We start from the raw sequence: 19,545 nt of genomic DNA, 5'->3' as shown, positions 1-19,545 counted from the left end.
GTTTCCGCTCTTTTGACGATCGCGGCGCAGCACCTGCCGACCTTGTTTGCTCCGGCAGCGACATTGGTTGCCCGACGCTGCGGGGGCGATCGAAGCGATCAAGATGTGATAAATTCACCCTATGGGCGATTCCTCCTACCTTTCGACGGCCGATCTCGCGGCGCTGGGCTTTTTCGTCCTCGTATGGGTGCTGCACACGCTCGCTTCCGACGGCAAGCTGGTAAGCCGCATGTCGCTGACGACCGCCATGAATGCGCAGCGCGAGGCCTGGATGCGCACTATGGCCGAGCGCGAGATCCGCATCGTCGACACCGCCATCATGAGCGGCCTGCAGCAAGGAACCGCCTTCTTCGCCTCCAGTTCGCTGATCGCACTCGGCGGCTGTTTCGCCCTGCTTGGCGCGTCCGACCGGGTGCTTGAGGTGTTGAGCACCCTGCCCTTGGGCGGCGCGCCGTCGCGCTCGGCCTTTCAGATCAAGGTGCTGGGACTTGTGCTGATCCTAGCCTTTTCCTTCTTCAAATTCGGCTGGGCCTACAGGCTGTTCAACTACTGTTCGATCCTGATCGGCGCGGTGCCGATCCCGCATGGCGAAGCCTCGCGCAATCCGGTCACGCAAACGGCTGTGTGGCGCGCGACGCAAATGAACATGCTGGCCGGCAAGCATTTCAACTCGGGCTTGCGCGGCGTGTTCTTCTCGATCGGCTATCTCGGCTGGTTCGTCGATCCGGTGGTGTTCGTGCTGTCGACGCTTCTGCTGCTCGCCGTGCTGGTGCGGCGCCAGTTCTTCTCGGCGGCGCGGCGCGCCGTCATCGGTCAGCCGCCCGGCGCCGGAAACGGCTCATCGATGCGCCCGGAAAGCCAATAGGCGAAAAGTCCGATCCACTCACGAACGGCAATGGTCGTGTTCTCAAGCGAATCGGCCGCATTATCGCGAAAGAAGCCGACGCCTTCCTTCCCCGTGGTGCGATAGTCGACCGGCCATGGAATGGTTGGAAAACCGGCCTTGTCGAATAGCCCCTTGGCGCGCGGCATATGAAAGGCCGACGTCACCAGTAGCCATGTTTCGCCCGGTTTGGGTTTGACCAGTTCGCGGCTGAAGACCGCATTCTCGTAGGTGTTGCGGGACTTGTCCTCAAGGACGAGACGATCTGCCGAAACGCCGAGCGAGCCGAGCAGGCGCGGCGCGGTGTCGGCATCACCTTCGCCGTCGAGGAACAGTGAGCCATTTCCGCCTGACACCACCACTTTGGCCTGCGGGAAGCGCCGGGCGAGGATTGCGGTCTCGACCATGCGATCGCCGCTGCTGTTCAATTCATAGCCGCCACGCGCGAGGTTGATAGCGCCCTCGAAGCCGCCGCCGAGCACAACGATGCCGTCTACCTTCGCCGGCAAAGGCGGCTTGGGAAAGCGTTCTTCCAACGGATTGAGCATCATGGCGCCCAGCGACGTCCAGGCCGATAGCGCAAGGATCGCAAACGCCAGCACGCTGCCGGTGACGGCAAGTCGCCGCCGGCCGAGCATCCCGGCGATCAGCCCTGCCAGAAGCAGGAAGATCGTCAGGTTGAGCGGCTGGATGAAGAACCAGAAGATCTTGGAGAGAAAGTAGAACATCGCTCAACCCCTACAGCGCCAAGGACGCTGCAATGCTTTAGTTTTGCGCATGCCCCCGGAAATCGATCGCAATTTCGGGGTCATACGTCAGGCGAGCGATATCCTTACCACCACTTCTCCGGCTGGAATGTGCCGGCCGCCTGCTCGATGACGGCAGCGGTCTGGAACAATGTCTCTTCCTCGAACGGCCTGCCGATCAGCTGCAGGCCGAGCGGCAATCCCTTGGGATCGAGCCCGGCGGGCACGGCGATGCCCGGCAGGCCGGCCATATTCACGGTGACCGTGAAAATGTCGTTGAGGTACATCTTGACCGGATCGGCGGCCATGTCCTCGTCGGCGATGCCGAAGGCGGCGGACGGTGTCGCCGGGGTCAGGATGACATCGACGCCGGCAGCGAAGACGTTTTCGAAGTCGCGCTTGATCAGATTGCGCACCTTCTGAGCCTGCAGATAGTAGGCGTCGTAGTAGCCGGCGGACAGCACATAGGTGCCGATCATGATGCGGCGCTTGACCTCGCGGCCAAAGCCGGCGGCGCGGGTCTTCTCGTACATCTCGACGATGTCCTTGCCCGGCACTCGCAAGCCGTAGCGGACGCCGTCATAGCGGGCGAGATTGGACGAAGCTTCCGCGGGTGCCACGATGTAATAGGCCGGCAGCGCGTATTTGGTGTGCGGCAGGGAGATGTCGACGATCTCGGCGCCGGCATCCCTGAGCCAGGCAATGCCCTTCTGCCACAGGGCCTCGATCTCCTCCGGCATGCCTTCGACGCGGTATTCCTTGGGAATGCCGACCTTCATGCCCTTGATCGGCTTGCCGATCGCAGCCTCGTAGTCCGGCACCGGCCTGTCGACTGACGTCGTGTCCCTCGGATCGACCGAGGCCATCGACTTGAGCAGGATCGCGGCGTCGCGCACGTCGCGGGCGATCGGCCCGGCCTGGTCTAGCGACGAGGCGAAGGCGACGATGCCCCAGCGCGAGCAGCGGCCATAGGTCGGCTTGATGCCGACCGTGCCGGTGAAAGCGGCCGGCTGGCGGATCGAGCCACCGGTGTCGGTCGCCGTCGCACCGGCGCAAAGGAAGGCTGATACGGCGGTCGCCGAACCGCCGGAAGAGCCGCCCGGCACCAGCTGTGCATTGTCGAGGCTGCGCTGGGTTTTCGTGCCACCGGCCGACACGAAGCCGCCATCACCCTGATGCGTCGTCGGCATCACCACCGTATCGAGGCGCGAACGTCGCCACGGGTTGATGACCGGGCCATAGTAGGAGGTTTCGTTGGACGAGCCCATGGCGAATTCGTCCATGTTGAGCTTGCCCAGCATGACCGCGCCGTCGGCCCACAGATTGGACGTGACGGTTGATTCGTAGCGCGGCTTGAAGCCGTCGAGCACGTGGCTGCAGGCTTGGGTATGGACGCCTTCGGTACCGAACAGATCCTTGATCCCGAGCGGAATGCCTTCCAGCGCACCGCCCTCGCCCTTGAGCAGCCTGGCGTCCGACGTCTTGGCCATGTCGCGCGCCTTGTCGCCGGTCACCGCGACATAGGCATTGAGCGCCGGATTGGCGCGATCGATCGCCAAGAGATAGGCCTCGGTGATCTCGGTGGCGGTGATCTCCTTGGCGCGCAGCTTGGCGCGGGCCTGCGAAATCGTCAGATGGGTCAGGTCGCTCATCAAAGGCTCTTTTCGTAAAACACCGACCACTCGGAATCGGGATAATCCAGCACCGGGCCGCAGCGCGAGAACCCGGCACGTTCATAGACGGTCCAGGCGGCGGGATGGCGATCGCCGGTTTCCAGCACCAGCCGCTTCAACCCTTCGTCGCGCGCCAAGGCTTCAAGGCGTTCGACAATCCTGGCGCCGATCCGCTGACCGCGATGCGACGGCCGCGTGTACATGCGTTTCACCTCGCCGGTGGCATCACCATGCCGCTTCAAGGCGCCACACCCAACGGCGACACCATTGTCGCGAGCGATGAAAACCGTCGTGTCCTGGCCCGCCATCTGCTCGACCGTCAAATGGTAGCAATGCTCCTGCGGCGTCAACTCGAGCAAGGTTTCGTTGAGTTCCCTGACTAGGCCGCGCACGTCATCCTGCAGCGGCGTCTCGATGGCGATCTCGATTGCCATCGGCGCCTTACTCCACGACCTTCGGCACGAGGAAGAAATTCTCGTCGGTCGCCGGTGCGTTGGCAACGATTTCGGCCGCCTTGTTGCCGTCGGTGACAACATCCCCGCGCTTCTTCATCTCCATCGGAGTCACCGAGGTCATTGGTTCGACGCCGGAAACATCGACCTCGTTCAACTGTTCGACGAAGCCCAGTATGGCGTTCAACTCGCCGGTCATCCGCTCGGCATCTTCCTCGCTCACCGCGATGCGGGCGAGATGCGCGACGCGCTTCACTGTCTTGACATCAACGGACATGTATTTTGCCTCGGGGAAAACCAGTCCGGGCTATAGCGGCGCGGCGCGCGGCGCGCAACATGCGCCGGCCGACAATCGGGCAAACAGCTTCATGGCAGGGCAACACCCTCGCACAGATAATAGCTGCCGCTGTTACCGCTCGCCTCGCTTTCATCGTCGATGGGCCGGACCGAGACGAGATCGAACTGCGTCGGCCTGATCCGCGTTACCGACAGGACACGCGTCGCCTTGCTGACATGAACGAATTCGCATTGTATTCCACGCCTTGCAGGCCATTCTTCGAAAGTACGATGTTGCCGGTATCGATCAGCGCCTGCAGCGTGTCCTTCCTGGCCTGCGCGCAAAGCTCCTCGGACTGCAGATAGCGCCTTCGATGAATTCATCGGCGGCGAGCGCGGGCGACGCCGCGACAACCATCGATACGCAAAGAGATCGCCCCAACGCCATGGATCTGTTCTGTTTTGGTTGTTTCTAGATGGTTATCGTTTCACCAATCTTCGGCAATGCGACCTTGACGCCGGATCCTTCCATGCCGGCTTCGAATTTCTCAGCCGTCGGATCGATCATTGGAAACGTGCCGAAGTGGCAAGGGACAACCGTGTCGAACTTGAAGAAGCGGCGGCAGGCAAGGGCTGCCACCGCGCCGCCCATGGTGAAGCGGTCGCCGATCGGAACAATGCCGATCTTCGGCTCGTGCAGCTCGTTGATCAACGCCATGTCGGAAAAGATGTCGGTATCGCCCATGTGGTAGAGCGTCTTGTCTTCCGGGAAATGCAGAACCAGCCCACCCGGATTGCCGAGATAGACGTTCTTGCCGCCCTCTTCGCCAAACGAGGAGGAGTGCAGCGCCTGGACGAAGGTGGTGGTGAAGCCGCCGCAATCGACCGTGCCGCCGATATTGCCGGGATTGATCGTCTTGTCGCTGACGCCCTTGCCGACGAGGTACATGCAGATCTCGAAATTGGCGACCAGTTGGGCGCCGCTCTTGCCGAGCACTTCCAGCGCGCCGCTGATGTGGTCGCTATGCCCGTGCGTCAAAAGAACATGCGTGACCCCTTCGGCCGGCCCTTCCCAATCGCCCGTCCAGGACGGGTTGCCGATCAGATAAGGGTCGATGAGGATTTTCGCGGCACCGGTTTCGATGCGGAAGGCCGAGTGGCCGTACCAGGTCAGTTTCATGAATGCATTTCCTCGATTTTTGCCGAGCCAGACGATAGAACGCCGATAGCCCCGATATCAAAGGGTATAGTGTCCGCCGCGTATCCGAAAAGACGCGTGCTACCGAAAAGACGAGAGAAAACCGTTGGCCGTCATCACGATTGAGCAATTGCCGGCACGGCTCACCGGCGGCAGGACCCTGGCGGGGCTTGATCTCGGCGACAAGACGATCGGCGTAGCGGTTTCCGACCGCGGTTTCTCCTTCGCCCACCCCCGCCCGGTCATCCTCAGAAAGAAATTCTCGCTCGACGCCGCCGTCCTTCTGGCCTTACTGGAGAAAGAAAATGTCGGCGCGGTGGCGATCGGACTGCCGATCAACATGGACGGATCCGAAGGCCCACGCGCACAGAAATCGCGCGCCTTCGTGCGCAACATGGCGCAACTGAGCGACCTGCCCTTCGTGTTCTGGGATGAGCGGCTGTCGACGGTCGCTGCCGAACGGACGCTGATCGAAATGGACTTCTCGCGCGCCAAGCGCGCCGGCAAGATCGATTCGGCGGCAGCCGCCTTTATTCTGCAGGGAGTTTTGGACCGGCTTCAGTCGCTCGACGCAGCCGATCGAACGGAACCGGACCCGTCCAGCGGCGCCTGATCCAGCCCAAAATCTCGCGACGCCTGCGAAACACCCATATCGCAACAAGCAGCAAGCCATCGAACACGCAGGCTTTTGCCACCATGCCGGGGATGATTGCCGGATCGATGCCGAGCAGTTGGCCATAGAGCTGGAACACGAAATCGTGCAGCTGCCGGGTGAGCATCACATAGCCGAAATTCATGTCGTTGAGCGACAGGTAGAACCAGCCCCAGAACAGCGCCATCGGGCCCGCCCACAATGCGAAGATGTAGCGCATCAGCGACCTCCCTTGCCGTTCGGCCCGGTCCGGCCCGATATCAGGGAGAGCAGTGAATTATGCGCCGCCGCCTTTGCCATGCTGTGCGCCGTGGCGTGGAAATCGTCCTCATCCAACGCAGCTACCGAACGCCGTTCGGCGAGCATCGCGACATAGGAGGCCAGAAGTGCGGCCAATTGCACGGCCACCACCATGAACAGGCCGTCGATGCCTTGGGCCGCGCCGCCGATCAGGATCATCGACATCACGCCCGAAGCGGAAATAAAGGCGATGCGAACGACGCTGTCGGCGCCCGGGCTGGACGCGTCGTTGATCAGCGTATCGACAAAGGCCCAGAAGAACAGCACCGCCACGACCAGCAATGCGGTCGCCAGCGGAGCGACCACGACGATGTTCTCCAGATTGATCAATCGGGCGCTTTGGACGGCGACGCCGAGTACGCCAAGAGCCGCCGCCACACCTCGATTTCCATCGATACAGATCAGCGCGAGCAGAGCGAAAACGATCGCCCAGTGCACCGACAGAAAGGAGGTCAATACGTGTCGCATCGTGATTCCTGCTTCGACAGGAATGACAGTGGGCTTTGCGGTTCGCCGCCGCAATGGAAACCATTTGTTAAGGTTAACGGCGCCGGCCAGGATTACGTCGTCGAACGATGAATGGCTTCGTCGTCAATTCAGCGGCGGATAGAGCGTATCGATGATCATGCGCGCATCGTGACGCGAATCGAGCATACCGTAGGTATTGCGCCATTGGCCCGCGAGCCGCGTCTCGACGAAAGCATCGGCGATCCGCCCTGCCCCCAGCCGGCGCAACTCGGCGGCCGCCGCCGACAGTGCAAGCTGTTCCGTCAGCAGCCGGGCCGAGCCCTCGTCCGTTGAAGCGACCTGCATGGCCGCATTCAGAACACCGATCGTGCCGCGCCCGCCGGTGCCGAGGTCGCGGTCGATGCCGCCCAGCACCTCGTCGAAAAGGCCCGGCGCGCGGCCAAGCACGCGCAGCACGTCGAGCGCCATGACATTGCCCGATCCTTCCCAGATCGCGTTGACGGGCGCTTCACGGTAGTAGCGGGCGAGCGGAGCCTCCTCGACATAGCCATTGCCGCCAAGGCACTCCATCGCCTCGTAAAGCAGCGGCGGCGCGATCTTGCAGACCCAGTATTTGACGACCGGCGTCATGGCGCGGGCGAACGCCGCCTCGCCGCGATCGCTCGCGGCCTCGTCGAAGGAACGCGCCAGCCGGAATGACAGCGCGGTCGCCGCGGCGACATCGAGCGCCATGTCGGCCAGCACGCGCTGCATAAGCGGTTGCTCGATCAGGTTGGTCCCGAACACCTGGCGATGGCGGGCATGATGGATCGCTTCGGCCAGCCCCGCCCGCATGATCGCCGAAGACGCCACCGCGCAGTCGAGCCGGGTCAGCGTCACCATGTCCATGATCGTCTTGACGCCGGCGCCGGGCTCGCCGACCATCTCGCCGATGGCATTGACGAACTCGACTTCGGAAGACGCGTTGGAGCGGTTGCCGAGCTTGTCCTTCAGCCGCTGGAAGCGAAAGCCATTGCCCGACCCGTCACCGAGCACGCGTGGCACCAGGAAGCACGACAGCCCCTCCGGCGCCTGCGCCAGCACCAGGAAGGCATCCGACATCGGCGCCGACATGAACCATTTGTGCCCCGTCAGGCGGTAGAACCCGCTTCCGACGCGTTCGGCCCTGGTCACATTGGCACGCACATCCGTGCCGCCCTGTTTCTCGGTCATGCCCATGCCGAGCGTCAGTCCGGTCTTCTCGACCGGCGGCTTTTGGCTCTGGTCGTATTTGCGCGTCGTCACGCGCGGCGCCCATTCGCGAAACAGTTTCGGGCTGGCCATCAATGCCGCCAGCGAGGCGCTGGTCATGGTGATGGGGCAAAGGTGTCCGGTCTCGAGTTCGGCGGTCAGGTAGAAACGGGCGGCCCGCACTTGATGGCGGCGGCCGATCTCGGCATCGCCATTTTCCCAGATAGAAGAGTGCAGACCGTTGGCCACCGAACGGCGCATCAGGGCGTGGTAGGCAGGATGGAATTCGACCAGGTCGATGCGCCGTCCCTGGCGATCGTGCGTCCTGAGTTTCGGCGTCTCGACATTGGCGAGACGCGCCAGTTCCTGCGCTTCTTGCGTGAGCACGAAGCGGCCAAGCCCGTCGAGATCCTTGCGCACCGGATCCGAGAAGCGCTCGGCAAGCTGGATCAGCAGCGGATCGCCTCGCCAGGCGTTGCCTCCCGTCAGCGGCGGCGGCTGGTTCGTCACGTCGTCGGTCACGCCCAATCCTTCTAGCCAATCCTTCTGGAAAGGCCCTATCGTCGGAAAGCCTCGAATCCGAGGCCATCGGCTAGATATAGCCAAGCGTTGCTGCGCGCGCGACGAAAATACCGGGGAGAACGGCGTCAATCCAACCCGGGTGCTTGCGGGCGCGAAATCCGCACCCTATAGCAGCCCCTTGAGATGACCGACGCTTCGTCCCTGCCACTCTATCCTCACCGCCATCTTCTGGGCATCAGCGATCTTTCGCCCGCCGACATCGAGCTGTTGCTCGACAGGGCGGATCGGGCGGTCGCGATCTCGCGGCAGTCCGAGAAAAAGACCTCGACATTGCGCGGCCGCACCCAGATCAACCTCTTCTACGAAGCCTCGACCCGCACGCAGTCGTCCTTCGAACTGGCCGGAAAACGGCTCGGCGCCGATGTCATGAACATGTCGGTGGCGAGTTCTTCCGTAAAGAAGGGCGAAACGCTCATCGACACCGCGATGACACTGAACGCCATGCGGCCCGATATATTGATCATCCGCCATCAGTCGGCGGGCGCGGCGGCCCTTCTGGCGCAGAAGGTCGGCTGCTCGGTGGTCAATGCCGGCGATGGCGCGCATGAACACCCGACACAGGCGCTGCTCGACGCGCTCACCATCCGCCGCGCCAAGGGTCCGCTGTCGAAGCTGATCGTGGCGATCTGCGGCGACATCCTGCATTCGCGTGTGGCGCGCTCCAATATCATGCTGCTCAACGCACTCGGCGCACAGGTGCGGGTGGTGGCGCCCTCGACGCTGTTGCCCTCGGGCATCGACAGGATGGGCGTGATCGTCTGCCGCTCGATGGCGGAAGGCCTGAAGGACGCGGATGTGGTGATGATGTTGCGCTTGCAGCGCGAGCGCATGGAAGGCGCCTTCGTGCCGTCGGTGCGCGAATACTTCCGCTATTTCGGCCTCGATGCCGAGAAGCTGAAGGCGGCCAAGGACGACGCGCTGGTCATGCATCCCGGCCCGATGAACCGAGGTGTCGAGATTGCCTCCGAAATCGCCGACGGCCCGCAAAGCGTCATCCAGGAGCAGGTGGAAATGGGTGTCGCCGTGCGCATGGCGGTGATGGAAGCGCTGCTCGATCCCCGTCGTAATCAAGACGGTCGCAACCAAGAGGGGCGCAATCCAGAGGGCCGCGGCGCATGAGCATCACGGTCTTTGAACGCGCCCGCATCGTCGACCCTTCGCGCGGGCTCGACGAAGTCGGCTCCGTCATAGTCGATGGCAAGAAAATCGTTGCCGCTGGCAAGGTGGCTCTGAACCAGGGCGTCCCCGACGGAGCCACGGCAATCGACTGCGCCGGCAAGGCGATCATGCCAGGTTTGATCGATGGCCGCGTCTTCATCGGCGAGCCGGGCGGCGAGCATCGCGAAACCATCGCTTCGGCAAGCGTCGCCGCTGCCGCCGGCGGGGTGACGTCGATCGTCATGATGCCCGACACCGACCCGGTGATCGACAATGTGGCGCTGGTCGAATTCGTGCTGCGCACCGCCAAGGACACGGCCGTCGTCAACATCTTTCCGGCCGCCGCCATCACCAAGGGCCTCCACGGGCGCGAGATGACGGAGTTCGGCCTGCTGCGCGAGGCGGGTGCGGTCGCCTTCACCGATGGTCGGCATACCATATCGAGCGCGCTGGTGATGCGCCGCGCGCTGACCTATGCGCGCGATTTCGGCGCCACCATCGTCCATGAAACGCAGGACGCCGATCTTGGGTCGTCGGGCGTCATGAATGAAGGCCTGTACGCCAGTTGGCTGGGTCTGTCCGGCATTCCGCGTGAAGCCGAATCCATACCCCTCGAGCGGGACCTTGCGCTGGCACGGCTGACGCGCGGTTCGTACCATGCCGCGAAGATATCGACGGCAATGGCGGCAAGCGCCGTGGCGCGGGCGAAGGCTGACGGCGCGGCAGTGACATCGGGCGTATCGATCCACAATCTGTCGCTCAATGAAAACGACGTCGGCGAGTACCGCACCTTCTTCCGCCTGACGCCGCCGCTGCGCGCCGAAGAGGACCGGCTGGCGATGATCGAGGCGGTGAAGGACGGAACGGTCGATGTCGTTGTCTCTTCACATGATCCGCAGGATGTCGACACCAAGCGGCTGCCCTTCGCCGACGCGGCAGCCGGTGCCATCGGCCTCGAAACCCTGTTGGGCGCGGCCTTGCGCCTCTACCACAATGGCGACGTGCCGTTGCTCAGGCTGATCGAGACCTTGTCCACCGCGCCGGCGAGGTTGTTTGGATTGCCCGGCGGCACGCTGAAGCCGGGCGCGGTAGCCGATCTCGCCATTGTCGACCTCGACGAACCCTGGATCGTCAGTGAAAGCGGCATCCGCTCGCGCTCGAAAAACACCTGCTTCGAAGGCGCACGACTGCAAGGCAAGGTCTTGCAAACGCTGGTGGCGGGCCGCACAGTATTTTCCGCCTGAGCCGGCGGTAGCCATGCGGCATCGAGCATGGTTGTGGAAAATGCGGGGGAAACAATGACTTATGGCCTGATCCTGGCGTTGGCGTTCGGTTATTTGCTGGGCTCAATTCCGTTCGGCCTGCTGCTCACCCGTGCGGCCGGCCTTGGAGATGTACGCAATATCGGCTCCGGCAATATCGGCGCCACCAATGTGCTGCGCACCGGCAACAAGGGGCTCGCCGCAGCGACCTTGCTGCTCGATGCGATGAAAGGTACGGCAGCCGTGCTGATAGCAGGCCATTTCGCGCCTGAAACGGCGATCTGGGCTGGCCTTGGCGCCTTTCTGGGCCATCTGTTTCCGGCATGGCTGGGGTTCAAAGGGGGCAAGGGCGTCGCGACCTATCTCGGAGTGCTGGTTGGCCTTGCCTGGCAGGTGGCACTGATCTTCGCCGTCGCCTGGCTGGTGATGGCTTTTCTTTTCCGCTTCTCCTCGCTGGCAGCGCTGGCTGCGGCCGTCGTCGTCCCGATCGCCCTGTATTTCATGAGCACCCCGCGGATTGCGGTGCTGTTCGTGGTGATGAGCATCATCGTTTTCATCATGCATAGAGCCAACATTTCGCGGCTGATTGCCGGCACCGAAGGCAAGATCGGAGCCAAGGGGTGAGCGAACCGGCCACCGGGCCGCGTCTCACCGATCGCCAGCGGCTGAGCTGGCTGCGGCTGATCCGCACCCAGAATGTCGGGCCGGCCTCCTTTCGCGACCTGATCAACCGCTTCGGTTCGGCCGAGGTCGCGTTGGAAATGCTGCCGGAACTGATGATTTCCGGTGGCGCCAACCGGATCGTGCGCACCCCTTCCATCGCCGAAGCCGAGGCCGAGATGGAGGCCGCGCGGCGGATCGGGGCACGCTTTGTCGGCATCGGCGAGGCAGACTATCCGCCGCTTCTGCGCAACATGGACAATCCGCCGCCGCTGCTGGCGGTCAAGGGGAACGCCGCGGTGTTCCGGCTGCCGGGGGTCGCGATTGTCGGCGCCCGCAACGCATCGCTTGCCGGCATCAAGATGGCGCGCATGCTGGCAGCCGATCTCGGAAGAGAGGGCTACGGGATCATCTCCGGCCTGGCGCGCGGCATCGACACGGCGGCGCATCAGGGCAGCCTCTCGACCGGGACGGTCGGTGTTCTTGCCGGAGGCCTCGACCTGCCCTACCCGCCCGAAAATGCCGGACTGTGCGATGACATCGCCGAACGTGGCGCCATCATCTCGGAAATGCCGTTCGGCTGGCAGCCGCGCGCCCAGGATTTCCCGCGCCGCAACCGCCTGGTCGCGGGCGCTGCCCTTGGGCTGGTGGTGGTCGAGGCGGCGCAGCGCTCAGGCTCGCTGATCAGCGCCAGGCTTGCCGGCGAGATGGGCCGACTGGTCTTTGCCGTGCCAGGCTCTCCGCTCGATCCGCGCGCAGCCGGTACCAACGGCCTGCTCAAGGACGGCGCCACGCTGGTGACGGAAGCTTCAGACGTTTCCAGGGCGATCCTTCCGCTGACCGGCATGCGAGCACCTGATCTGCCGCCGTTTGAAGATCCGCCCGATTTTTCGGCAACACCGCCACCAGGCGAGAGCGACCGGACCAAGGTGATCGAGGCGCTGGGACCGACACCGGTGCCGGTCGACGAAATCATCCGCCACACCGGCCTGCATCCCGCCCAGGTGTTCATGGTGCTGCTGGAACTCGATCTCGCCGGCCGCCTCGAACGTCACGCCGGCGGCAATGTTTCGTTGGTTTTCGGGGAAGGCTGACCGCCCTCAGTGGCGGCTGGTCTTTTTGTCCCCGGTCTCGGCGTAATCCTGCGTGTTGGCGCCAAAGAGATCCTTTTCGACAACCTGGCGCCAGACCTCGTCAGCGTCCTGCGGGCGTGGCGGATCGAAACTCGGCTCGCTCTCGTACGCATTCGGGAGCGACCGCCGGCGTAGCCAGGTGGGCATGATCTCCCGGATGAGACTGGTGAATTGGGTCATCACCGACTCCTTTGTTTCAAGGAACGGAACGGACCAGACCTGTCGATCCATTCCCATTGCGCTGGCTCACCGCACCCAGCCAAGCCAAAGCCTCGCCAACGCCTGCAAGCGCATGGCGTGCGGCGGTCGGTCCGCGCGGTTTGATGCGGATCGAAATGCCGTCCATCTCATTGACGGCCTCGAAACCATTCTCGTCGGACGTGTCGTCGCCCAGAAACACCGGCCGCCTCCCCTCGAAAGCCGGCAGGTCCAAGAAGCGCCTGATTGCTGCTCCCTTCGCTGCCTCCAGCGGCATCAATTCGACGCCGGCATTGCCGGCCAGCACTCGATATCCCCTGGGCAACCTGTCCAGCGCCTGCTCGACCAGTTGCGTGGCGCGCTGCAACAATTGCGGTGCCGCGCGTGTGTGGATGGCCAGGATCGGGCCCTTGCGCTCGATATAGACGTCCGTATTGTCCAGCTCTGCCTCGATTTCCTCGGCAAGCGCCGCAATGTCGGCCGGCTCTCCCGCCGCCTCGACCGGACCATCACGCGTGAGCCTGTGCTCAAGGCCGTAAAGCCCGGCAGCGCGCAGTCTGAGGGGCTGGAAAAGATGGTCGACCGCGGCGATCGACCGCCCCGTGATGAATGCCAGAGCTCCGTCCAATTGCAATTCGAGCCGTGCCAACAGCGTCCGCAACGCATCGCCGACAACCACCGCATCGGGATGCGCGGCATGTTCGAGAAGCGTGCCGTCGATATCGAGAAACAAGGCCCACGCATCCCGCGGGACGTTGGGTTCGGTCAAGTCTGACAATGTCGACATCACAGCGCTGCCACGCGCTTGCGGTCGTGCAGCGATATCACATTGCCAGGAGAACCAGGGCCAGGAGAACCGGGGCCAGCAGAACCGGGGGCACCGTTGACGGCACGATCGACCGCATCGCGTTTGCGCAGGCGCGCCGCGTCGAACAGCATGCTGCCCGCCCATCGATAGACATTGTTTTCACGCACGACCTCGCGCAAGCGCCGCATGCGCTGACGTTGCTCTTCCGATGACATGGTCAAGGCCTGCAGCAGGGCATCGCCCATCATCGCCGCGTCGTAGGGATTGACGATCAACGCTTCCAGCAACTCTTTCGACGCGCCGGCGAACATGCTGAGCAGCAGCACGCCCTGTTCATCCTCGCGCGCCGCCACAAACTCCTTTGCAACCAGGTTCATGCCGTCATGCAGGCTGGTGACCATACAGACATCGGCGGCCCGGTAAATCTCGTAGACCTGCACTTGCGAGTGATGTTCGGTCACCAGCACCACGGGGGTATAGCCTTCACGACCATGGCGCTGGTTGAGATCCTCGGCATGGCGCAGACATTCCTCGTACAATTGTTGGTAGGCGGGCAAGGTGCCGCGGCTGGGCGCGGCGATCTGCAGGAACGCCACCTTGCCAATCCATTCCGGATGCAGCGTCAGCAGCTCGTCGAGCGCGTTGAGGCGATCGAGGATGCCCTTGGTATAGTCGAGGCGTTCGACGCCGACGCACAGCCTGACGTTTTCGGCCAAGCCGAATCTCTCGCCAATGAGCTGGCGACATTCTGCAACGGCAGGCAGTTTGCTCAGATGCGGCGGCTCCCATTCGATTGAAATCGGATAGGCGTGAACCAGGCTGATCTGGCCGCCATAGGAGATGGCTGAATCCTCGCGCTCGATCCTGCTCTCCAGGAAGCGGTCGACGCTATCGATGAAGTTGTTGCAATGAAACTGGGTGTGAAAGCCGACGATCGAACTGCCCAGCAATCCTTCGAGAATCTTCTCTCGCCATGGGCAGATGCTGAACACCTCGGAATTCGGCCACGGAATATGCCAGAAGGTGATGATGATCGCTTCCGGCAGGCGCTCCCGGATCATCCGCGGCAACAGCGCGAAATGATAGTCCTGGACCAGCACGATGGGCCGCTCGTTGCGGGCCTCCGCGACGACGGTGTCGGCGAATTTGCGGTTGACCGCCTCATAGGCTTCCCAGTCGGAGGCGCGGAATATCGGCCGGGTAAAGGCTATGTGACACAGCGGCCAAAGCCCTTCATTGGCAAAGCCGAGATAATAGCCTTGCTGTTCTTCCTCGCTCAGCCAGACGCGGCGCAAGGTGTAGGAAGGATTTTCAGGCGGCACCTCGACGCGGTCATTTTCGTCGACGACAAGCGCATCGGCCGAACCGCCGCCATAGGCGATCCATGTGCCGGCGCAGGCGCGCGTAATCGGCTCCAGCGCGGAGACCAGCCCGCTGGCGGGCACGACCAGCTGGATATCATCCCCCTTGCGGTTGTGGATGTAGGGTTCGCGATTTGAAACAACGATCACCTGTGCATCGGGAAGTTCCTTCGCCAAAATGTGACGCAAGGTTTCCGGCGACCACTGGACGAGCGCGGCGGTCGCGGATTGCCCGTTCTTTTCGAATTCCGGCAAAGGACCGCGAACGGGTTCTGCTTCGAGGCGGGCGAGCTTGGCGCCTCTGGCCCGAAGCCCTCGCGCCATTACCACCGCAAGCACGATGCATGAGATACCGACAATTGCGAGAATGAAGAGCCACATTGCGGCCGGAGAAACGACTAGATACGAACCGTTGTCGGGCATTTCGAATTGACTACCTTTCAATGGGACGCGGCAAATCCACCGACAGGAACTCCGGCATCCATGGCGTGGTGGTCCAACGTTCCCGACACATGATGGTTCCGATTTTTCAACTCCTGACCACCAGAGGCACCAGTCCCTCGTGCGCATCCGCAAGGAAGGCGCCGACACGATCTCCAACGCGTTGAAACGTCAGATCCACCACCACATGTCCTACCGAGAGATGACGAATGACGAGATTGTCGATACCGATCGGCAAGCGCGGCTGGGTCACGTGGATTTCGTTCGTCCGACCGTCAATCTGGAGGCCGAGGCAGGCCTGCATGAGCATGAAGGCGGAGCCTGCGGACCAGGCCTGCGGCAAGCAAGCCACCGGGTAGGCTATCGGCGCTTCGCCGGCCGCGCGCGTGAACCCGCAGAACAGTTCGGGCAGCCGCATGTTGAAATGAACGGCGGATTCGAAGGTCCCACTCATCAACCGCACCACGCTGTCGCGGATGCCGTAGCGCGCCAGTCCGGCGGCGCAGATGGCGGTGTCGTGCGGCCAGATGGACCCGTTGTGATAGGACATCGGATTGAAGAAGATCGCGTCGTCCGCCAGCGTCCTCAACCCCCAGCCGGAATGGAACGAAGCCGATAGCAGTTGGTCGGCGACAATGCGTGCGCGATCCGGATTGGGAAGGCCGACATAGAGCAGATGGCCGGCGTTGGACGTGCGCACCTTGCAGGGTTGGCCGTCGCCATCGATCGCCAGCGCATAATAACCGAGGTCTTCGATCCAGAAATGGCGTTCGACGTGTTGGCGAATCGCATCGGCGAGCACTTCCCAATTTTCCGCCCGCTCCTCTTCGCCGCGCAGCCGTGCCAGCTTTGCCAGCCCCTGGAACGCGGCAAAGACGTAACCCTGGACCTCGACCAGCGCGATCGGTCCTTTCGGAATGCGGCCATCGGCATGGAAGACGGAATCGAAACTGTCCTTCCAACCCTGGTTGGCAAGGCCGGATTCCGCGGCGCGCTGGTAGGTGAGGAACCCCGTCGAACGGCTCGCTGTCTCGATCCACTCGGCGGCGGCGCACATCGATGGCCACAGGCCATCGATAAAATCCGTGTCTCCCGTGCGGTCGGCATAGGCACAGGCGAGATGGATGTAGAGCGGCGTCGTGTCGACGCCGCCATAATAGCGGCCGAACGGCAACTCGCTCAGCGCCGCCATCTCGCCCTTGCGGGTCTCGTGCATGATCTTGCCGGGCTCGGAATCGCTGAAGGGAGAGGTCTCGGTCGCCTGGTGCTGGGCGAGAAACGCAAGCACACCACGGGCGAGGCCGGGATTGAGCCAAAGCATCTGCAGAGCTGAAATCACGCCGTCCCGGCCGAAGGCGGTGGAGAACCACGGAATGCCGGCATAGGGATAAGGCCCCGTCGCCAATTCCGTCGTGAGCAACGCCACATCGGCGCGGGCCCGCTCCATCCAATCATTGAAGACGCGGCCCGAACTATGGAGCGTCGCCCCATGCCGGCGCTTGGCGCGCATGCCGAAACGGGCGCGGGCCGCGGCGGCCCGGAACCGATCACTTTGCGGTTGGGCGTCTGTCTTGCTCCCCACCTCCACGTAAAACGTCTGGCGGCTGCGCTTGGTGACGGCAATGAAGAAATCCGCCCGCTCGGAGGTCAGTTGATCTGGCGGCAGTGAAAACGAGATCGCCGATGTCCGCACCACTTCGTCCAGGCCTTCGTAGCGGAGCACGACCGAACTCTGGTCGATCTCGGCCGTGTGCGCCGTGCCGCGCTTGGAGCGGGTCGAACCCCGGACTTCGAACATGTCGCGAAAATCGACGCCAAAGCGTAGCGACACCAGGACCGTCGAATGCTCCCGGCTATAGTTGGAGAGCGTGATGCGTTCATATAGCCTTTCCTCCCACAGAAGCCTGACCCGCTCGATATGGATCGCGCCCTGCGGGATCTGGCGGCCCGCCGCGCTCTCGATCGGCAGATTGGTCAGGTTGCTGGTGAACAGGACGTTGTCCTGGCTAAGCGATGCGCCAAGCAAGGACAGCGACCGCCCGCCAACGGTCAGGCGAAATTCCGAAAGCATACGCGTGTCGTCACGAAAGAAGCCGTCGCCAGCGCCGCGTATGTCGCCATAGGCATCGGCGACGGCAAAGCAATCGCCATGCTTGAGGGCGTAAAGCCGATGCGGTTCCCTGGGCGCGGTTTCGTCCAGGGAAGCCAGTGCTATTGCAGGATCAAGCTTGCGCTCGTCGAGTTGGGTAATGGTCAAGAAGACTGTCCCGTGCTGATTTCTGGACGGTGAAGGTTTACGAGGCTCTGCTCTGCTCGTGGCCACCGCTCAGCCGCGAATAGGCTGCGACATAATCCCTGGCCATTCTGACGGCCGAAAACCGCCTTTCGAAGACCGTTCTTATTCGTCGCCTGTCGAGTTGCAGGAGAGTCGGCATCGAGGCGACGGCATCTTCGATGGTTTCGACGACAAAGCCCGTGACTCCATGGTCGACGATCTCGGGCATGGCCCCGCAACTCCAGGCCATGACCGGGGTTCCGCAGGCCATGGCTTCGATCACCGCAAGCCCGAAGGGTTCGGGCCAATCGATGGGAAACAGCAAAGCGGCCGCATTGCCCAGAAATCCGCTCTTCTGGTCCTCGCCGATCTCGCCGACATACTCGACCTGGTCGCCATCGATCATCGGCTGCACGACTTCCTCGAAATAGGCGCGGTCGCCATCGCCGATCTTGGCGGCGAGCTTCAGTTTCAGACCGGTGCGGCGGGCAATCTCAATCGCCCGGTCCGGCCGCTTGTCGCGCGACATTCTGCCGAGAAATGCAAGATAGGTACCGTCCGAGCCTGCCTCGAAATCGGGCTCATAAAGCCCAGGCGGCAAGCCGTGGTGGATTGTCGCCAGCCAATTCGCGGATGCGAACCGCGCCCGCTGGCTGCGGGATATGGAAATCATGGGGAAACGCGGAAACCGGTCATAGGCTTGCGCGAGGTCCGCGTAATCCAGCCTGCCATGCGGGGTCGTCACCGTGCGTTGCGGCATATCGCGGAAAAACGGGAAATGCAGGAAATGGCTGAGATGGAAATGAACGACGTCAAAGTCGTCGGCCCGATTCCTCACTTCGTCGAGCATGGACAGATGTGCCGCGATCTCGGACTTCAGCGGACGCGGATCGAGACGAAGCGCCCTTTCGCGGCACGCCACCAGTTTGGCGGAAGTCTTCGTGTCACCGCTGGCGAACAATGTCACGTCGTGGCCGAGATCGACGAGAGCTTCGGTAAGATATGAGATGATGCGTTCGGTACCCCCGTAAAGCCTTGGCGGCACCGATTCGTAAAGTGGCGCGACATGGGCAATCTTCATGTCCCGGCGTCCCTCAATGAGCTGGTCATAGAGCCAAAATGCATCAGGGCCGGGATCGTTCCTGAATCTTTGGAAGGTGCGTGGAATGATCGATCCGTTCCCCCTGTTTGATTCGACCAGCCGCCCTATTTCCTGTCAGTAATGCCGACCTTGCGCTTAGGCAGCCGAAGGAGGTCCAGATGCAGGAACCCGGGGATATCGCAGCCCGGCGTCTGAGCATGATCGTCGAACAATATGTCGAGGCCAGAAAACGGCACTTTGGCTTTGTGTCCACGGACCAGGCCGCCCGAGTGATCCGCCGAACCCTGAAACCCGATCCTTCGGAGCCGGCGCTCTCCGATCGCCACCTCGACGACATGGTCGCCGCCCTCGCCGTGAAGAATGGCCTGGCGGTCATCTTCGACCGGGGCGTGCGGGGACCGGCCGACGGCGCCGAGGCCGACTTGAACAGAAAGGAACCGATCATGCGAGCACCGACGGAGACTCCAGATGTCGCCGGCGCGGTGGACGCTATCCTGAGCGATCGCACCGTCCAGCTTTCGATGAGCGCGGTGATCTCGTTGCTACGCCAACGGACCGGCACCAAGCGATCCGACGCGGATCTGGAAGGACTGATTGCCAAGAAAGCCGCCGTTTTGGACGTGCATCTGTCACCAGGCGTCTGAGCGGTTGTTGCGCGCCGCACGGATTCACAAGCAAACCAAAAGC

At 62.8% G+C, this 19,545-nt stretch carries 20 protein-coding genes and 1 pseudogene; 7 read left to right on the top strand and 14 right to left on the bottom strand.

Annotation, left to right across the window (positions count from 1 at the left end):
- The first annotated feature begins 121 nt into the window (after positions 1-121).
- Positions 122-865 (top strand): DUF599 domain-containing protein, encoded by a 744-nt coding sequence (locus tag LB536_RS04425; RefSeq protein WP_140757482.1) that lies wholly within the window; start codon positions 122-124, stop codon positions 863-865.
- Here LB536_RS04425 and LB536_RS04420 read toward each other — a convergent pair.
- The 6 genes and pseudogenes from LB536_RS04420 to LB536_RS04395 all read right to left on the bottom strand — a co-directional run bounded on the left by LB536_RS04420 (position 814) and on the right by LB536_RS04395 (position 5,210).
- Positions 814-1,611, bottom strand: coding sequence for a YdcF family protein (locus LB536_RS04420; RefSeq protein WP_224590245.1), 798 nt, complete (start codon positions 1,609-1,611; stop codon positions 814-816). The two genes, LB536_RS04425 and LB536_RS04420, sit on opposite strands and share 52 nt — an antisense overlap.
- 104 nt (positions 1,612-1,715) lie before the next feature.
- Complete coding sequence (locus LB536_RS04415) at positions 1,716-3,281, bottom strand: amidase (RefSeq protein ID WP_224590244.1); 1,566 nt, start codon at positions 3,279-3,281, stop codon at positions 1,716-1,718.
- Positions 3,281-3,736: a GNAT family N-acetyltransferase gene (locus LB536_RS04410; protein ID WP_224590243.1), complete on the bottom strand. Its 456-nt coding sequence runs from the start codon at positions 3,734-3,736 to the stop codon at positions 3,281-3,283. Before LB536_RS04410 ends, LB536_RS04415 begins: the two co-directional genes overlap by 1 nt.
- Before the next feature lie 7 nt (positions 3,737-3,743).
- The gene (gene gatC, locus LB536_RS04405; RefSeq protein ID WP_140808498.1) at positions 3,744-4,031 is read right to left on the bottom strand and encodes an Asp-tRNA(Asn)/Glu-tRNA(Gln) amidotransferase subunit GatC; all 288 of its coding nucleotides are present in this window, start codon (positions 4,029-4,031) and stop codon (positions 3,744-3,746) included.
- Between the two features lie 89 nt (positions 4,032-4,120).
- Positions 4,121-4,478 (bottom strand): annotated as a pseudogene (locus tag LB536_RS04400) (hypothetical protein).
- Between the two features lie 24 nt (positions 4,479-4,502).
- Positions 4,503-5,210 carry a metal-dependent hydrolase gene (locus LB536_RS04395; protein WP_224590242.1) on the bottom strand — a complete coding sequence of 236 codons (708 nt, stop codon included), beginning with the start codon at positions 5,208-5,210 and terminating at the stop codon, positions 4,503-4,505.
- A 124-nt stretch (positions 5,211-5,334) separates the two neighbouring features.
- On the opposite strand from LB536_RS04395, the gene ruvX reads away from it, so the two are divergent.
- Positions 5,335-5,841, top strand: a complete 507-nt coding sequence (ruvX, locus tag LB536_RS04390; protein ID WP_140757488.1) for a Holliday junction resolvase RuvX — start codon at positions 5,335-5,337, stop codon at positions 5,839-5,841.
- Here ruvX and LB536_RS04385 read toward each other — a convergent pair.
- The 3 genes from LB536_RS04385 to LB536_RS04375 form a co-directional block, all read right to left on the bottom strand.
- Positions 5,759-6,100, bottom strand: a complete 342-nt coding sequence (locus tag LB536_RS04385) for a DUF6105 family protein (RefSeq protein WP_140757489.1) — start codon at positions 6,098-6,100, stop codon at positions 5,759-5,761. The two genes, ruvX and LB536_RS04385, sit on opposite strands and share 83 nt — an antisense overlap.
- On the bottom strand, positions 6,100-6,648 hold the full coding sequence (locus tag LB536_RS04380) for a hypothetical protein (RefSeq protein WP_224590241.1): 549 nt from the start codon (positions 6,646-6,648) through the stop codon (positions 6,100-6,102). The genes LB536_RS04385 and LB536_RS04380 overlap by 1 nt, the downstream gene beginning before the upstream one ends.
- A 123-nt stretch (positions 6,649-6,771) precedes the next feature.
- Positions 6,772-8,400 carry a DNA alkylation response protein gene (locus tag LB536_RS04375; protein WP_224590240.1) on the bottom strand — a complete coding sequence of 543 codons (1,629 nt, stop codon included), beginning with the start codon at positions 8,398-8,400 and terminating at the stop codon, positions 6,772-6,774.
- Between the two features lie 183 nt (positions 8,401-8,583).
- Between LB536_RS04375 and LB536_RS04370 the strand changes: the two genes are divergently transcribed.
- From LB536_RS04370 to dprA, 4 genes are read left to right on the top strand one after another with little or no spacing between them, the layout of a single operon-like run.
- The gene (locus tag LB536_RS04370; RefSeq protein ID WP_140757492.1) at positions 8,584-9,579 is read left to right on the top strand and encodes an aspartate carbamoyltransferase catalytic subunit; all 996 of its coding nucleotides are present in this window, start codon (positions 8,584-8,586) and stop codon (positions 9,577-9,579) included.
- Positions 9,576-10,862: a dihydroorotase gene (locus tag LB536_RS04365; RefSeq protein ID WP_140757493.1), complete on the top strand. Its 1,287-nt coding sequence runs from the start codon at positions 9,576-9,578 to the stop codon at positions 10,860-10,862. Before LB536_RS04370 ends, LB536_RS04365 begins: the two co-directional genes overlap by 4 nt.
- A 54-nt stretch (positions 10,863-10,916) precedes the next feature.
- Positions 10,917-11,504: a glycerol-3-phosphate 1-O-acyltransferase PlsY gene (gene plsY / locus LB536_RS04360; RefSeq protein WP_224590239.1), complete on the top strand. Its 588-nt coding sequence runs from the start codon at positions 10,917-10,919 to the stop codon at positions 11,502-11,504.
- Entirely contained in the window at positions 11,501-12,634 is a 1,134-nt protein-coding gene (gene dprA, locus LB536_RS04355) for a DNA-processing protein DprA (RefSeq protein WP_224590238.1), read from the top strand. Before plsY ends, dprA begins: the two co-directional genes overlap by 4 nt.
- A 6-nt stretch (positions 12,635-12,640) precedes the next feature.
- Here the strand turns inward: dprA and LB536_RS04350 are convergent, their stop codons facing one another.
- The 5 genes from LB536_RS04350 to LB536_RS04330 form a co-directional block, all read right to left on the bottom strand.
- Positions 12,641-12,853 carry a hypothetical protein gene (locus tag LB536_RS04350; RefSeq protein WP_140808510.1) on the bottom strand — a complete coding sequence of 71 codons (213 nt, stop codon included), beginning with the start codon at positions 12,851-12,853 and terminating at the stop codon, positions 12,641-12,643.
- A 16-nt stretch (positions 12,854-12,869) separates the two neighbouring features.
- Positions 12,870-13,658, bottom strand: a complete 789-nt coding sequence (gene otsB / locus LB536_RS04345) for a trehalose-phosphatase (protein WP_224590237.1) — start codon at positions 13,656-13,658, stop codon at positions 12,870-12,872.
- Positions 13,658-15,463 (bottom strand): trehalose-6-phosphate synthase, encoded by a 1,806-nt coding sequence (locus tag LB536_RS04340; protein WP_224590357.1) that lies wholly within the window; start codon positions 15,461-15,463, stop codon positions 13,658-13,660. The genes otsB and LB536_RS04340 overlap by 1 nt, the downstream gene beginning before the upstream one ends.
- Before the next feature lie 106 nt (positions 15,464-15,569).
- The gene (locus LB536_RS04335) at positions 15,570-17,732 is read right to left on the bottom strand and encodes a glycogen debranching N-terminal domain-containing protein (RefSeq protein WP_224590356.1); all 2,163 of its coding nucleotides are present in this window, start codon (positions 17,730-17,732) and stop codon (positions 15,570-15,572) included.
- Positions 17,733-17,775: 43 nt separating this feature from the next.
- Positions 17,776-18,837, bottom strand: a complete 1,062-nt coding sequence (locus tag LB536_RS04330) for a glycosyltransferase family 4 protein (RefSeq protein WP_224590236.1) — start codon at positions 18,835-18,837, stop codon at positions 17,776-17,778.
- A 179-nt stretch (positions 18,838-19,016) separates the two neighbouring features.
- Here LB536_RS04330 and LB536_RS04325 point away from each other — a divergent pair, with 179 nt between their 5' ends.
- On the top strand, positions 19,017-19,502 hold the full coding sequence (locus LB536_RS04325; RefSeq protein ID WP_140757621.1) for a hypothetical protein: 486 nt from the start codon (positions 19,017-19,019) through the stop codon (positions 19,500-19,502).
- Positions 19,503-19,545: the final 43 nt, after the last annotated feature.

The sequence above is a fragment of the Mesorhizobium sp. ES1-3 genome, assembly GCF_020164795.1.
Lineage (GTDB): Bacteria > Pseudomonadota > Alphaproteobacteria > Rhizobiales > Rhizobiaceae > Mesorhizobium.
The sequence above is the reverse complement of the archived record's forward strand: the minus strand, read 5'-3'. Positions and strand labels throughout refer to the sequence as shown.

Excerpts from the sequence above, each read along its gene's own strand:
- LB536_RS04410 (WP_224590243.1), bottom strand. The coding sequence starts at position 3,736 with ATGGCAATCGAGATCGCCATCGAGACGCCGCTGCAGGATGACGTGCGC.
- LB536_RS04415 (WP_224590244.1), bottom strand. The coding sequence starts at position 3,281 with ATGAGCGACCTGACCCATCTGACGATTTCGCAGGCCCGCGCCAAGCTG.
- otsB (WP_224590237.1), bottom strand. The coding sequence starts at position 13,658 with ATGTCGACATTGTCAGACTTGACCGAACCCAACGTCCCGCGGGATGCG.
- LB536_RS04340 (WP_224590357.1), bottom strand. The coding sequence starts at position 15,463 with ATGCCCGACAACGGTTCGTATCTAGTCGTTTCTCCGGCCGCAATGTGG.
- LB536_RS04425 (WP_140757482.1), top strand. The coding sequence starts at position 122 with ATGGGCGATTCCTCCTACCTTTCGACGGCCGATCTCGCGGCGCTGGGC.
- LB536_RS04385 (WP_140757489.1), bottom strand. The coding sequence starts at position 6,100 with ATGCGCTACATCTTCGCATTGTGGGCGGGCCCGATGGCGCTGTTCTGG.
- LB536_RS04330 (WP_224590236.1), bottom strand. The coding sequence starts at position 18,837 with ATGAAGATTGCCCATGTCGCGCCACTTTACGAATCGGTGCCGCCAAGG.
- LB536_RS04325 (WP_140757621.1), top strand. The coding sequence starts at position 19,017 with ATGCAGGAACCCGGGGATATCGCAGCCCGGCGTCTGAGCATGATCGTC.
- LB536_RS04350 (WP_140808510.1), bottom strand. The coding sequence starts at position 12,853 with ATGACCCAATTCACCAGTCTCATCCGGGAGATCATGCCCACCTGGCTA.
- plsY (WP_224590239.1), top strand. The coding sequence starts at position 10,917 with ATGACTTATGGCCTGATCCTGGCGTTGGCGTTCGGTTATTTGCTGGGC.
- LB536_RS04380 (WP_224590241.1), bottom strand. The coding sequence starts at position 6,648 with ATGCGACACGTATTGACCTCCTTTCTGTCGGTGCACTGGGCGATCGTT.
- LB536_RS04420 (WP_224590245.1), bottom strand. The coding sequence starts at position 1,611 with ATGTTCTACTTTCTCTCCAAGATCTTCTGGTTCTTCATCCAGCCGCTC.
- LB536_RS04395 (WP_224590242.1), bottom strand. The coding sequence starts at position 5,210 with ATGAAACTGACCTGGTACGGCCACTCGGCCTTCCGCATCGAAACCGGT.
- LB536_RS04370 (WP_140757492.1), top strand. The coding sequence starts at position 8,584 with ATGACCGACGCTTCGTCCCTGCCACTCTATCCTCACCGCCATCTTCTG.
- LB536_RS04365 (WP_140757493.1), top strand. The coding sequence starts at position 9,576 with ATGAGCATCACGGTCTTTGAACGCGCCCGCATCGTCGACCCTTCGCGC.
- gatC (WP_140808498.1), bottom strand. The coding sequence starts at position 4,031 with ATGTCCGTTGATGTCAAGACAGTGAAGCGCGTCGCGCATCTCGCCCGC.